Origin of the sequence: Catenisphaera adipataccumulans (genome assembly GCF_014202755.1) — a bacterium.
Classification (GTDB): Bacteria; Bacillota_I; Bacilli_A; order Erysipelotrichales; family Erysipelotrichaceae; genus Catenisphaera; species Catenisphaera adipataccumulans.
Map to the genome: position 1 here is coordinate 179,148 of NZ_JACHHK010000003.1, position 12,775 is coordinate 191,922.

At 49.2% G+C, this 12,775-nt stretch carries 14 protein-coding genes; 6 read left to right on the forward strand and 8 right to left on the reverse strand.

The genetic code is table 11. The features are described 5' to 3' along the window. The first annotated feature begins 85 nt into the window (after positions 1-85). On the forward strand, positions 86-676 hold the full coding sequence (locus HNQ47_RS04895) for an HdeD family acid-resistance protein (protein WP_183328138.1): 591 nt from the start codon (positions 86-88) through the stop codon (positions 674-676). A 23-nt stretch (positions 677-699) separates the two neighbouring features. On the opposite strand, the gene prfB is transcribed toward HNQ47_RS04895, so the two are convergent. Then, positions 700-1,801, reverse strand: a protein-coding gene (gene prfB, locus HNQ47_RS04900; RefSeq protein ID WP_183328140.1) for a peptide chain release factor 2 whose coding sequence is annotated in 2 segments (ribosomal slippage) — positions 700-1,728 and positions 1,730-1,801 — 1,101 coding nt in all. Because the reading frame shifts where the segments join, the coding sequence is not laid out codon by codon here. Between the two features lie 9 nt (positions 1,802-1,810). Then, the gene (secA, locus tag HNQ47_RS04905) at positions 1,811-4,306 is read right to left on the reverse strand and encodes a preprotein translocase subunit SecA (RefSeq protein WP_183328142.1); all 2,496 of its coding nucleotides are present in this window, start codon (positions 4,304-4,306) and stop codon (positions 1,811-1,813) included. Positions 4,307-4,437: 131 nt separating this feature from the next. Between secA and HNQ47_RS04910 the strand changes: the two genes are divergently transcribed. Next, the gene (locus HNQ47_RS04910; protein ID WP_183328144.1) at positions 4,438-5,799 is read left to right on the forward strand and encodes a sodium-dependent transporter; all 1,362 of its coding nucleotides are present in this window, start codon (positions 4,438-4,440) and stop codon (positions 5,797-5,799) included. A gap of 11 nt (positions 5,800-5,810) precedes the next feature. On the opposite strand, the gene HNQ47_RS04915 is transcribed toward HNQ47_RS04910, so the two are convergent. From HNQ47_RS04915 to mutY, 3 genes are read right to left on the reverse strand one after another with little or no spacing between them, the layout of a single operon-like run. Next, a complete protein-coding gene (locus HNQ47_RS04915) occupies positions 5,811-6,626 on the reverse strand; it encodes a PfkB family carbohydrate kinase (RefSeq protein ID WP_183328146.1) in 816 nt (271 codons plus the stop codon). Continuing rightward, a complete protein-coding gene (locus HNQ47_RS04920) occupies positions 6,623-7,105 on the reverse strand; it encodes an S-ribosylhomocysteine lyase (protein WP_183328148.1) in 483 nt (160 codons plus the stop codon). Before HNQ47_RS04920 ends, HNQ47_RS04915 begins: the two co-directional genes overlap by 4 nt. Continuing rightward, positions 7,102-8,085, reverse strand: a complete 984-nt coding sequence (gene mutY / locus HNQ47_RS04925; protein ID WP_183328150.1) for an A/G-specific adenine glycosylase — start codon at positions 8,083-8,085, stop codon at positions 7,102-7,104. The genes HNQ47_RS04920 and mutY overlap by 4 nt, the downstream gene beginning before the upstream one ends. Before the next feature lie 73 nt (positions 8,086-8,158). Between mutY and HNQ47_RS04930 the strand changes: the two genes are divergently transcribed. After that, on the forward strand, positions 8,159-8,953 hold the full coding sequence (locus HNQ47_RS04930) for a nitrilase-related carbon-nitrogen hydrolase (protein ID WP_183328152.1): 795 nt from the start codon (positions 8,159-8,161) through the stop codon (positions 8,951-8,953). Here the strand turns inward: HNQ47_RS04930 and HNQ47_RS04935 are convergent. Genes HNQ47_RS04935 through HNQ47_RS04945 form a run of 3 tightly spaced genes read right to left on the reverse strand, consistent with a single transcriptional unit; the run spans position 8,938 to position 10,926 of the window. After that, the gene (locus HNQ47_RS04935; RefSeq protein WP_183328154.1) at positions 8,938-9,762 is read right to left on the reverse strand and encodes a histidinol-phosphatase; all 825 of its coding nucleotides are present in this window, start codon (positions 9,760-9,762) and stop codon (positions 8,938-8,940) included. The two genes, HNQ47_RS04930 and HNQ47_RS04935, sit on opposite strands and share 16 nt — an antisense overlap. Next, entirely contained in the window at positions 9,759-10,205 is a 447-nt protein-coding gene (locus tag HNQ47_RS04940) for a low molecular weight protein-tyrosine-phosphatase (RefSeq protein WP_183328156.1), read from the reverse strand. Before HNQ47_RS04940 ends, HNQ47_RS04935 begins: the two co-directional genes overlap by 4 nt. Positions 10,206-10,263: 58 nt before the next feature. After that, a complete protein-coding gene (locus tag HNQ47_RS04945) occupies positions 10,264-10,926 on the reverse strand; it encodes a hypothetical protein (protein WP_183328158.1) in 663 nt (220 codons plus the stop codon). 107 nt (positions 10,927-11,033) lie between these two features. Between HNQ47_RS04945 and HNQ47_RS04950 the strand changes: the two genes are divergently transcribed. Genes HNQ47_RS04950 through HNQ47_RS04960 form a run of 3 tightly spaced genes read left to right on the forward strand, consistent with a single transcriptional unit; the run spans position 11,034 to position 12,739 of the window. Further along, the gene (locus HNQ47_RS04950) at positions 11,034-11,642 is read left to right on the forward strand and encodes a YigZ family protein (protein WP_183328160.1); all 609 of its coding nucleotides are present in this window, start codon (positions 11,034-11,036) and stop codon (positions 11,640-11,642) included. A gap of 4 nt (positions 11,643-11,646) precedes the next feature. Next, positions 11,647-11,865 (forward strand): hypothetical protein, encoded by a 219-nt coding sequence (locus HNQ47_RS04955; RefSeq protein ID WP_183328162.1) that lies wholly within the window; start codon positions 11,647-11,649, stop codon positions 11,863-11,865. Beyond that, positions 11,852-12,739 carry a GNAT family N-acetyltransferase gene (locus HNQ47_RS04960; RefSeq protein ID WP_183328164.1) on the forward strand — a complete coding sequence of 296 codons (888 nt, stop codon included), beginning with the start codon at positions 11,852-11,854 and terminating at the stop codon, positions 12,737-12,739. Before HNQ47_RS04955 ends, HNQ47_RS04960 begins: the two co-directional genes overlap by 14 nt. Positions 12,740-12,775 lie beyond the last annotated feature (36 nt).

Here is a 12,775-nt window from a genome sequence, read left to right on the forward strand (position 1 = left end):
CTTATCTGGTTTTAGTATACTCTTTAAAAAAAAGAAGGGCAATTTAACAGCCTCTGGCGTATAATAGACGAAGAAAGGAAATATTATGAAATCACTATTAAAACAAGAAAGCAAAGAAGTCATCGGTTTAGCGATCTTCTTGATCGCGGCCGGCTGTCTGCTGCTGTTTCTGGGCATGGAAACGCTGCAGTTCGTGCTCGGCATCGTAGGCTGGGTGCTGATCGTAGCAGGCATCATTCAGTTATACATTTTCTTTATCAGCCGTGTTTCCGTCAGCGCCATTCCGCTGCTGCTGGGGATCATCAGTTTGATCTTCGGTTATTTCTTCGTCCGGGAACCGCGGCAGGTCTTGAACTTTATCACGACCATTGTCGGAGTGATCTTGATCATCAACGCGGTCCTGCACATTCAGCAGTCGTTTGTCTTCAAGGACTTTGGCTTTGAAAAGTGGCCCCGCCTGTTGGTCTATCCGATCATCATGCTTGTGATCGGTATCTTCCTGGTCAGCCGTCCGGATCAATCTTTGGATCAGATCATGAAGATCTGCGGCATCCTGCTGATCGCTGAAGGAATCGTCACTCTATGGAGCCAGCGTAAGCTGCATACGTTCACGAAACAAACCGATGACAACATCTATGATGTAGACGCGGTTGAAACCGAATCAAAAGATGATTAAAAAAGTTCGGCATTGCCGAACTTTTATTGTACCTGACTTTTTAAATAGGCGAAGATGAACTCATCCAGATTGCCGTCCAGGACCGATTGGACCTGTGTTGTTTCATATCCGGTGCGCACATCTTTGACAAGATTGTATGGATGCAGCACATAGCTGCGGATCTGGCTGCCCCATTCATTGGCTGCCTGTTTGCCTTTGATCGCCGCCATCTTTTTTTCCTGCTCTTCGATCTCACGCTGATACAAGCGGGATTTCAGTACGCGCATTGCCTCTTCACGGTTCTCGTGCTGGCTGCGCCCGTTCTGGCACGTTGCCACGATTCCGGTCGGTTTATGGACGATGCGTACGGCAGAATCGGTTTTATTGATGTGCTGGCCGCCGGCACCGCTGGCCCGCTTGGTCTCGATTTCGAGATCTTCCGGTTTGATGTCAATTTCAATTTCATTGTTGAACTGCGGCATCACATCCAAAGACGCAAACGACGTATGGCGCCGTGCCCCGGCATCGAACGGACTGATGCGCACCAGCCGGTGCACGCCTTTTTCCGACTTCAGATAGCCATATGCCTTATCGCCTTCTACCAGGAAGGTCACGCTCTTGATGCCGGCTTCTTCGCCCGGCAGATAATCTAAGACCTTGACTTTAAACCCCTTCTTCTGGGCGTAGTGCGTATACATGCGGTAAAGCATGGCACACCAGTCGCATGACTCGGTGCCGCCGGCGCCCGGATGCAGTTCCAGGATGGCATTGTTCTGGTCATATTCATGGCTCAGAAGCACCTGGATCTCAAAGTCTTCAAATTTCTTTGCGGTTTCTTGATATTCTTCTTCGGCAATTTCCATCAGCTCGTCATCAAATTCTGCTTTCAGTTCATCGGCGGTTTCATCCAATGAATTCAGCCCGGCATCCAGGGCTTGATAGTCATCGATGATCTGCTTGATACTGTTGCGCTTGCGGATGACGGCTTGTGCCTTCTGCGGATCATTCCAGAAATCTTCCTTCATGGTCTGCTGATCTAAATCATCTACTTGTTTTTGTTTATCATCCAAGTCAAAGCGACTCACCCAGAGCCCTTAACTTCTCCAGGTGAGTACGAATGCCTTGTTTCAGTTCATAAACTTCCATGGCGTTCTCCTAACGTTTCTTTTTCTTTTTCTTCGCCGAACGTTTCGGTTTCCGATGATCGGCTGCCTTTTTGGCTGCCCGGCGTTTGGCCTCATCGCTTGCCGATTCCGGCTCTTCCTGACGGATGCGGACTTTCAGTAAGAAGAACGTGATCTCACGCACGATTCGTTTATTCATTTGATCGAACATGTCGAAGCCTTCTTCGACATACTGCTGCAGCGGGTTGTTCTGCGCATAAGAACGCAGATAAATGCTGCCGCGCAGTTTATCCATCATATCAATGTGCTGCACCCAGTTGCGGTCGATGTTGCGCAGCACGACGGTTTTTTCAAACGGATAGAACTGCTCTTTGACCAGTTTGATCTCCTCTTCATATCCGTTCCACATATGATCCAGACAGAAATCATGGATCTCATCATATGACTTTCCTTCCAATTCACTTGGATGAATGGCTTTCTCCTCCTGCATGCCCATCATTTCCAATGATTTGCATAAGCCGGTAATATCGATCGGTGCTTTCTTATTGTCCGTCGCATTGGCTTCCAAGGTCTGGTTCAGCGTCTGATCAAAGATGTCATGAACCGTTTCATGGATCTCCTTGCTTTCCAGGATCTTATTGCGCTGTGCATAGATGATCTCACGCTGACGGCGCAGAACATCATCATAATCCAGCAGCTGTTTACGCATATCGTAGTTATAGCCTTCGACCCGTTTCTGTGCCATCGCGATCGAACGCGTCACAGTTTTGGACTCTATTTTCTCATCACCGACTTTTTCGAACAGCTTCTTCAATTTATCGCCGCCGAAACGAACCATCAGATCGTCTTCCAGGGAAACATAGAAACGGGAGAAGCCCGGATCGCCTTGTCGGCCGCTTCGTCCGCGCAGCTGATTGTCGATACGGCGCGCTTCGTGCCGCTCACTGCCTAAGACCGCCAGCCCGCCTAAGGAACGCGATTCTTTGGTCAGCTTGATATCCGTACCACGGCCGGCCATGTTCGTGGCAATCGTCACCATTTTCGGACGTCCTGCCGTCGCCACAATTTCCGCCTCTTTGGCATGGTTCTTCGCATTCAGCAGGTTATGCGGAATGCCTTCTTTCTTCAGCATATTACTGAGCAGTTCGGATGTTTCCACCGCAATGGTTCCGACCAGTACCGGCTGGCCTTTTTCATATAAACGTTTGATTTCACGGACCAATGCGGCATATTTATCTTTCTTATATCCATACACCTCATCCGGCAGATCCTTACGGATGACCGGCTTGTTGGTCGGAATACAAATGACCTTCATGTTATAGGTGTTCAGGAACTCTTCCTCTTCGGTCTTAGCCGTACCGGTCATGCCGGCCAGCTTTTCATATAAACGGAAGAAGTTCTGATATGTGATGGTTGCCAAAGTGCTGGTTTCCTCGCGGATCTCCACACCTTCCTTGGCTTCGATGGCCTGATGCAGACCGTCGGAATACGCACGGCCCGGCATCAAACGGCCGGTAAATTGATCGACAATGATGATGCCCGGACGGCCGTCGACATCGCCGACCACGTATTCGACCTCGTTGGTCATGATGTAATTGGCACGCAGGGCCTGATTGATGTGATGGACCAATTGAGTATGATCCACATCATATAAGTTATCGATCTTAAAGTACGCTTCTGCCTTGCGCACACCTTCCTCACTCAGCATGATCTGACGGGTCTTTTCGTCGATGTCATAATCCCCGCTGATCAAATGTTTCTCATGCGTGAAGGAATCCGTTTCATACTCCGGTGCTTCCAGCGTCTTCACAAAGTTGTCGGCCTGAATATATAAATTTGCGGTATTCTTTTTGCCGCCGGAAATGATCAGCGGCGTACGGCTCTCATCGATCAAAATGGAATCGACCTCATCGACGATGGCCATATGCAGACCGCGCATGACTCGATCTTCGACGCGTGTGACCATATTGTCACGCAGGTAATCGAAACCCAGCTCGGAGTTGGTCGTATACGTGATATCGCATGCATAGGCATCACGCTTCTGACGCGGCGAAAGCTCGCGCTTGTTGACGCCGACGCTCATGCCCAGGAAGCGATAAATTTCTCCCATCCAGGCCGCATCACGTCCAGCCAGATATTCATTGACCGTAATGACGTGCACGCCTTGTCCGGCCAACGCATTTAAATAAACACACATGGTTGCGGTCAGGGTCTTACCTTCACCGGTCTTCATCTCGGCAATATCGCCGCGATGCATGGCAATGGCACCCATGACCTGTACTTTAAATGGTTTTTCGTGGATCACACGGTAGGCAGCTTCCCGTGCCGTCGCAAATGCTTCCGGCAGTAAACTGTCCAGCGACTCGCCGTTTTTGATCCGTTCACGATATTCATCCGTTTTATTTCTCAGTTCTTCATCGGTCAGCTCTTCCATCTGCGGTTCCAATTTCAGAACTTTTTTGGCCTCTTTTTCCAGTGCGGAGATCTCTCTTTGCTCCTCGGAAAATACATTCTTGATTAAACCCACTCAGTAATTCCTCCTTTATAGGTATATTACGACTTATATATATTATCACAAGTGAAAAAAAAGTTGCAGTCTTATTGAAAATTTAACCATATTTTAATATTATTAGTTCGTATGCGTTAGGAGAGGATCATATGGAGAAGAAAAGGAATACATTTTCTGGACGCCTCGCTTTCGTATTGGCTGCCGCGGGTTCAGCCGTCGGATTGGGAAATATCTGGCGCTTTCCGTACCTGGCAGCAGAATATGGCGGCGGTGTCTTTTTATTTATTTATTTGATTTTAGTAGCGACTTTCGGTTATACGATGATCATGTCCGAGTCGGCTTTGGGACGAATGACCCAGAAAAGTCCGGTCGGTGCATTCGGGCATTTTGGTTCATCGTTTGCGTATAAATTCGGCGGCTGGATCAATGCGGTCGTGCCGATGTTGATCGTACCGTATTATTCCGTCATCGGCGGCTGGGTCTCAAAATATTTGTTTGAATACATCTGCGGTCATGTCGACCAGCTGGCAACGGACACATATTTTTCGTCCTTTTTGGCAGACGGCACGAGCGTAGAATTATGGTTTGTCTTCTTTGCCCTGCTGACCATCGGCATTATCTACATGGGCGTACAGAACGGCATTGAACGGGTATCCAGCATCATGGTGCCGATCTTGGTCGTATTAGCCGTGATCGTCACCATTTATTCTGTCACTCGTCCGGGCGCATTTGCCGGTGTGAAGTATTTTCTGATCCCGAATATGAAGCACTTCACATGGATGACGGTCGTCTCGGCCATGGGACAGATGTTCTATTCCCTTTCGATCGCGATGGGTATTCTCTACACGTTCGGTTCTTACATGAAAAAAGAAGTCGATATGGAGAAAGCAACGACCCAGGTCGAATGGTTCGATACTGCGATCGCCCTGCTGGCCGGTCTGATGATCATTCCGGCCGTGTTCGCCTTTTCCGGCGGCACCCAAGCCAAATTATCAGCCGGTCCGTCGCTGATGTTTATCACGATCCCGAAAGTGTTCGCAAGCATGGGCATGGGCCAGTTCGGCGGCATCATGTTCTTCCTGCTGGTTTTCTTCGCCGCCCTTACCAGCTCCATTGCCTTGCTCGAAAGTGCGGTATCCACCCTGGAAGATGAAATGGGCTGGAGCCGGAAAAAATCCGATACCATTGCCGGGATCATTGTCATTGCGTTGGGTACGTTATCATCGCTCGGTTTCAATGTGTTAAGCAATGTCACACCGCTGGGCATGGACTTCTTGTCCTTCTTTGACTTTATCACCAATTCGATCATGATGCCGATTGGTGCCATTGCCACCTGTCTGCTGATCCTGCGCAAAGTCACGATCCAGAAAATCTACGACGAAGTGCTGCCGACTTCAAAATTCAAACGTCGGAAAGTCTATGTCTTCGTCTTGAAATACTTGGCCATTCCGTTTCTGATCATCATTCTGCTCAGTTCGGTTGCCAACGTTTTAGGCATCATTCATATGTAAAAAAGAAGCAATCAACGGATTGCTTCGGCAGCGGCCGCATTGGCCGCTTTTATTATGGGACGAAGATCACGATCTTCGGCCAGCAGTTTCAAACAGATCCCCGCATGGGTATCACCGGCTCCTGTTACATCCTTGCTTTTTATCGGTATGCTCGGCTCTTTGATCAAACAACCATCATACGCATAAGCGCCTTTATCGCCGTCGGTCACGATCACCGGCCGGCCGGTCTTTTCCCACAGGTCCTTCATAGCCTCATCGCTTGGCCGTCCGGTCATTGCCTCTGCTTCCTCGCGGTTCATATGCAGGACCGGTCTTAATGCCAGGAGGCGCTTGACGAGCGTCGGATCCAGATGCGCAACTCGCGGTCCGGGCGCAAAAAAGATCTGCGCCGAACTGTCTTCCAATACATCGACCAAGCAGGCATTCTGCTTTTCTTCCAGATCGATGCCGCAGATATAGATCCAGTCCGCTTCCAGCTTGTCAAACCATTCCGGCCGGAAATGATACTCTGCCCCATGTGCGGGTAAAAAGGTCCGCTGGCCGTCCGGTTCGATCAGACAGACACAGATCCCGTTTTCCTCTTCGACCGTTGGACTGATCAGTCCAAACGGAGCAGAAAATAGATGTTCTTTGACGAAATTCCCGAACAAGCCAGTGCCGATCGGTGAAAACAACGTACAGTCTTCAATTACGGAAGCAACATTGTAGGCGCAGCCGCCCAGCTGGATCGTCCGTTTCCGGACCGCCTGATCGCCGGCGCGCTGCGGCAGAGCGTCCACATGCAGACGCAAGTCGACGCATGTCGAACCGATGACTAAAATACTCATACGATCTTTCTTTCATACGGATCGTCGGAAATGCCCTGTTCCAGGACCTGCTTGGCCCATTCTTTCGCACAGAACAAACTGTGATCGCGGTAATTGCCGCATTCTTTTTCTTTGGTGCCCGGTACATCTTCCCATTCGACATGATCCACAAAATCCTGCAGCGATTCTTTCAGCGCCAGCGCAATTTCATGCGGCGTATGTTCGCCCCAGGTCAATAAGTGGAAGCCGGTCCGGCAGCCAAACGGGGAACAATCAATATAGCCCTCGACCTTCGGGCGCAGTTCCATTGCCAGGATATGCTCCAACGTATGCATGCCGGCAGTCGGGATCGCCTGCACATTCGGCTGGGTCAGACGGACATCAAAGTTGGAAATCACATCGCCTTTCGGTCCTTTCGACGTATCGATCAAACGGACATACGGTGCTTTGACTTTTGTGTGGTCTAAGGTAAAACTTTCAATTTCTACATGTTCTTTCATTTTAAGATCTCCTTTACTTGTTGGTAAAACGGCTGGAATGCGCCGGGGATCGCATAATCCCGGTCGATTTCTGCCGTACTTTTGTAATCTGCATCCCATTGATCGGTAAAGACCGCATAGGCATCCATGTGCCATTCAACGTGGGAAAAAATATGGGTATATGGTTTCAGCGGCAGCAGATCCTCATATTGATCCGGCAGAGCAGCATCAAATTCGTACAAGCCTGCCAGCAGACCGGTTTCCGGCCGCTTGTGCAGATGGATCCGGCGGCCGCTGATCCAGATGTATATCTTCTTCTTTACGATCTTCCGCGGTTTATTTGCCGATTTCACCGGCAGCGTTTCTGCATCCTGATAATGATACGCCTGACAGTCTTTGCGGATCGGGCATTGTTCACAGTGCGGATGTTTCGGCAGACAGATCAGCGCACCCAGTTCCATGATCGCCTGATTGTACGCACTGATCCGATCGGTGTCCGGCAGGCTTTCATCCACCTTGGCCGTGATTGCCTTCCGGCCGGCACTGGTCTTGATGTCCTGGGTCATATGAAACAGTCGGCTGAACACGCGCAGCACATTGCCGTCCACGGCACTGACCCGTTCATCAAAAGCAATCGAAGCAATGGCTCCGGCCGTATACGGACCGATGCCCGGCAGTTTGACCAATTCAGCTTTTGTGCATGGCAGCTTGCCACCGTATTCTTTCATGCAGACTTGCGCGCATTTTTTCAAATTCCGACAGCGGGAATAGTAACCCAGCCCCTGCCAAAGTTTCTGCAGCCGCTCATCGTCGATCGAAGCAAGTGTTTCGATATCCGGTATCTCTGCCAGAAAGCGGGTATAATACGGCAGCATCGCTTCGATCCGGGTCTGCTGCGCCATGATCTCACTGATCCAGATTTTATAAGGATCTTTGTCTTTGCGGAAGATCAAGTCGCGCTTATGTATGTTGTACCAATTGATCAAATCATCCTGAAACATAAATTCATGATAAAACATCCTACCGCTTCTTTTCAAGCTATGCGATAATGAAAAAAGCCCAGGAGGTGTTTTTATGAACATTACCATGATCCAAGTGCCGGTGACCCCATCGGCTGAACAAAATATTCTTTATCTGCAGTCCATGACGGATGCCTGTAAAAACTCCGACATCGTCGTACTGCCCGAAATGTGGAATGCGCCCTATGACAACGAAGCCATGAAAAAAGCCGCCGATTCGCAGGAAAAATGCATGGAAGCGATGCGCTGCTTTTCCAAGCAGACGCATACGTGGCTTGTCGGCGGTTCGATTCCTTATAAGCAAGGTTCGTCTTATTATAATATGTGTCTGATCTACAATGACGGCCAGCTGATTTCTTCATATGCTAAGATGCATCTGATGGAATTCCACGGCCGCAGCGATTACCAGGAAAAAGATCTGTTCCGCGCCGGCAGCCGGCTGTGCCTGTTCGATACGCCTTGGGGCAAGATGGGCGTCATCATCTGTTACGATATCCGTTTTCCTGAAGAAGCCCGGCTTTTGGCAATGAACGGCGCTAAGATCATCTTCGCGCCGGCCGCTTTCAATGAAAAAGTCGGCAAAGCCCATTGGCAGCCGCTGTTTCAGACCCGTGCGATGGAAAATCAGGTCTTTATGGTCGGAGTCAATCCTTCCAACTATACCTACGGCAATTATACCGCCTACGGTCATTCGATCATCACGGATCCATACGGATATGTCCTTTGCCAAATGGATGAAAAACCAGGTTCGTTATCGGCCGAGATCGACCTGCACCGGATCGATGTGATCCGGAAACGGATGCCGCTCTGGCAGATCCGCAGGGATGATGTGTATCATTTAGATGATTGAAACATTTCGATCGGCAGCGGCGTAAAACGGCTGCCGTCAAATGTCATCAGTTCCCGATATCCCGCCTGTACGATCAGGTCCAGTGCCGCATCAAAGGCGCAGTCTAACTGCCGGCGGTCATGGCAGTCGCTGTTCAAGATCAGCGGGATCCCATGTTCATGCATATACCGCATCAGATGGATATCCGGATAGGGACGCTTGCGGTATCCGCGCGCGATCGCACCAGTGTTGACTTCAAATAAACGGCCGGACAGCGCATCGATCGTATCACAGGCCAGTTTCAAATAGCGTGGATCGTCAAAAGTGATATACGATTCATCTTCGTTGTATTTTGTCAATAGATCTACATGCCCGATGATGTCGGCTTCCGGATGACGGCGCAGTTCTTGTACATTTTCATAGTATGCTTTCGCGTAAGCGAGAAAATCTCCGCCGAACCAGTCTTTTACCATCGCATCCGTACGGGATCTGCTTTCATCGACACTGCCGATCTTGTCTTCATGCCGGATAAAATGCACGCTGCCGATGATATAGTCAAAATCTTCCGGATCCTCGACCGGCTGAAACAAGTCTTCCTCAATGCCTAAATAGATGCGGATCCGGCCCGCATAGGCGCGCTGCAGTTTTCGCACCTCGGCCATATATGCCTTCTGTCCGGTTTCCGACATCGAAACATCATCGCAGAAACAATGCCCATGGCCGGAGAATCCGAGCACATCAAAACCTTTATCGATCGCAGTTTCGACCATTTCTTTCGGTGTATCTTTGCCGTCGCACCAAGTCGTGTGCGTATGCATGTTCTGTTTCATTGCAGTTCTTCCTTCCAGCGCTGCAGCCACTGCGTGCAGCCTTCGATGATATCCCGATACGTGGTATTAAAATCATCCGTATACCATGGGTCCGCCACACTGCGGTCCGAAAGCAGCGGATAAACTTTATGGTCCGGATCGTGGTGCGTGAACCAATCCAGATCGTACCGATTTTCCCGATCCATGTAGATGATATAATCAAAATGCGCATAATCCTGACGGGTCATGATACGTGCCTGCCGGTGCGTGAACGGGATCCCTTCTTCCCGCAGTTTCCGTTTGGCCGGTGGATACATATCATTGCCAATTTCTTCCCGCGTCGTTGCCGCAGAAGCAATCTCAAATTGATCCGCGATCCCTTCCCGCCTGACCATGTCTTTCAATACAAATTCACTCATCGGCGAACGACAAATATTGCCGTGACAGACAAATAATATTTTCATCTTGTTTATCCTTTCCAGTGATGTTCCTTTTAAAAAGGCTCTTTGAACATTCAAAGAGCTAAAGCAGCTGCAGTCCCAGACAGAGCATCCAAATATACATGCATGTTTTCGGGATCATCAACAGGCCGACTTTGGGATGTGTCTTTGACCAGATTGTCACCGGCAAATAACATAAGAAACTGAAAAAGATCGCGGCAGCCATCTGGTTTCCGAAAGATGTGTGCATCGTCGCAAACAGATAAATCATACAGATACCGACGATCGTAAACGGAACATTGCGGAAGAAAGACCATTTCATGTTGCCTTCCTTATGGAACCAGTTGTTCTGCGGGAACAGGCACAGCACGATGCGCAGCAGGGCCATGCTTACGATCAGGATCTGCAGTCCGAAAGGAACAATGGGAGCACCCATCATGGTACGGATCACAAACAAGATCATATAGAAGATCGTCATCGTAATGGACGAGATCATCAAGCCCAGGCCTATTGTATATTCGGTATAACTGTCTTCACCGCGCAGGCTGCGCTTGATGCGCGGCACCAGATGAAACGCATCCCCGGTGCCGAGAAATAGGGTCAGGAATGCATACAAAATAAACATCTGCCGTCCCTGCGACTGACTGATGAACAGAACAAATGCGATCAAATCAAATAATAAATAACCGATTTCAAAGACAGATTCCATGATCTGTCCGACCGAAATCTTTCTTTCTTCCTTCATAAACAAAACTTCCTTATGGATATTATACCGAATTCCAAGTAATTTTCCATAGAAATCATTATACCGCTTCCCTTGCATATCTTTTTTAAATCCTTTAGGATAAAGCTATGCCACGACTCTATCAAGACTGTGTCTATTCAGCAGAAATCAAAAAAAGCAAGTTCATCACCTATCTTCATCGAACCGACAATGAAGAAGACGCAAAAGCTTTTCTGATGATGATCAAAAAGAAACACTGGGATGCGACCCATCACTGCACGGCTTTGATCATCGGAACGACCGTCCGTTCCAACGATGACGGCGAACCGGCTCAGACCGCCGGCCATCCGATGCTTGCGGTCCTGCAGCACGAACAAATGGATCACATTCTCGCAGTCGTGGTGCGCTATTTCGGCGGCACGAAACTGGGCACCGGCGGATTGGTCCGGGCTTACAGTTCCGGTGTGCAGAATGCTCTGAAAGAGGCTATTCTCTGTGAGGTACAGAAAGTCAATGAATATGAAATCTGTTATCCATACGATCAGACTGGCAAGATCGAGTCGTTTCTGCGCCGGCGCCATTTAGAAGCCGGTGAACAAGAATACGGTGAACAAGTGACGCTGCATTTTTTCTCGCCGAATGATGAAACCGAGGCACTGTCCGCTGCCACCAACGGCCGGATCGTGCCGAAGAAATTACGGACCATTGAAAAAGAAATACCGATAGAAAGGAAATAAGCCGATGTTCTTTATTTACTTTATCAATTTTTGGCTTTACATGATCCTGATCGTGCTGATCATCGGATTTGTCCGCTTTTTGATCGGCGGACGGAACCGGCCGCACAATAGCGGACCGTATGATCATACACCGCACGAAGATCCGGAAGCACAGGCACGCCGGAAAAATGCGATCGATGCGGAATATACAGAACGGGAAGATGACGAGCATGAAGATTCATAGCGGCAGAGCCATTGACCGCCGCACTTTGGAAACGTTTCTGACCTATGCCTGTCTGCAGAAGGAATCCGATATCCAAGCCTGGATCAAGTACCGCTATGAACCGGATACAGCCTTTACAGCTTATGAAGGTGAACAGCTGATCGGCTTGATGCAGTGCAGGATGGTGCCGATGCAGTTCGGCCGTCATCGTGTGCAGGCCGCTCAGATCGTCGATGCCGCTGTTCATCCTGACTTCCGTCAGCAGGCGGTCTTCAGCCATCTGCTGGATCAGGTCATGATCTGGGCCGATGCCAATGCGCTTTGTACCCTCGTGCTGACCAATCAGCCTTTTTTATACCGATCCCATCGATTCGAGCCCTATGGCCAAACCATCACCTATTGGCTGGAAAAACCGGACCGGCCGCTTTACACATGTGAAACACGTACCAATGCGGATATTTTTTCATTATATGAATATTTTATTTCCTGTTTTGACGGCTCGGTCCGTCTTCCGAAAGAAGCATTTACACGGCAGATACATTATCAACGCGGACAGATCTTTCTTTCCCGTTATGATCATGAGATCGACGGCGCTGCATTCTGTCATGCGGATGAACATACGATCCAGATCGAACCGGCTTTCTATACCGATTCATCGGCTTTGATGAACCTCGTCGGACATGCCTTCGAACAACGGCCGGCTGTTTCTCTGACCGTCGGTGAAGACGAACGCATCGAACGGTTTCTCACCGTCAAACAAGCACGGCGAAAGGATACCTGTCTGATCCATCTGAATACGGCTTCTTTGTTTGAACCTGTTTTCAAACAGCCGATCCACCATGCCGAAGAACTGAAAACCTTATTGAAAGCGCCTGCTTGGAATTACTGGATCTGAAAAGATCTTTTTTCTATTTGATATCACTGTACTATT

What these genes read in the sequence shown, in the direction of transcription:
- HNQ47_RS04895 (WP_183328138.1), top strand. Translation starts at nt 86, where the DNA reads ATGAAATCACTATTAAAACAAGAAAGCAAAGAAGTCATCGGTTTAGCG.
- HNQ47_RS04910 (WP_183328144.1), top strand. Translation starts at nt 4,438, where the DNA reads ATGGAGAAGAAAAGGAATACATTTTCTGGACGCCTCGCTTTCGTATTG.
- HNQ47_RS04915 (WP_183328146.1), bottom strand. Translation starts at nt 6,626, where the DNA reads ATGAGTATTTTAGTCATCGGTTCGACATGCGTCGACTTGCGTCTGCAT.
- HNQ47_RS04920 (WP_183328148.1), bottom strand. Translation starts at nt 7,105, where the DNA reads ATGAAAGAACATGTAGAAATTGAAAGTTTTACCTTAGACCACACAAAA.
- mutY (WP_183328150.1), bottom strand. Translation starts at nt 8,085, where the DNA reads ATGTTTCAGGATGATTTGATCAATTGGTACAACATACATAAGCGCGAC.
- HNQ47_RS04930 (WP_183328152.1), top strand. Translation starts at nt 8,159, where the DNA reads ATGAACATTACCATGATCCAAGTGCCGGTGACCCCATCGGCTGAACAA.
- HNQ47_RS04935 (WP_183328154.1), bottom strand. Translation starts at nt 9,762, where the DNA reads ATGAAACAGAACATGCATACGCACACGACTTGGTGCGACGGCAAAGAT.
- HNQ47_RS04940 (WP_183328156.1), bottom strand. Translation starts at nt 10,205, where the DNA reads ATGAAAATATTATTTGTCTGTCACGGCAATATTTGTCGTTCGCCGATG.
- HNQ47_RS04945 (WP_183328158.1), bottom strand. Translation starts at nt 10,926, where the DNA reads ATGAAGGAAGAAAGAAAGATTTCGGTCGGACAGATCATGGAATCTGTC.
- HNQ47_RS04950 (WP_183328160.1), top strand. Translation starts at nt 11,034, where the DNA reads ATGCCACGACTCTATCAAGACTGTGTCTATTCAGCAGAAATCAAAAAA.
- HNQ47_RS04955 (WP_183328162.1), top strand. Translation starts at nt 11,647, where the DNA reads ATGTTCTTTATTTACTTTATCAATTTTTGGCTTTACATGATCCTGATC.
- HNQ47_RS04960 (WP_183328164.1), top strand. Translation starts at nt 11,852, where the DNA reads ATGAAGATTCATAGCGGCAGAGCCATTGACCGCCGCACTTTGGAAACG.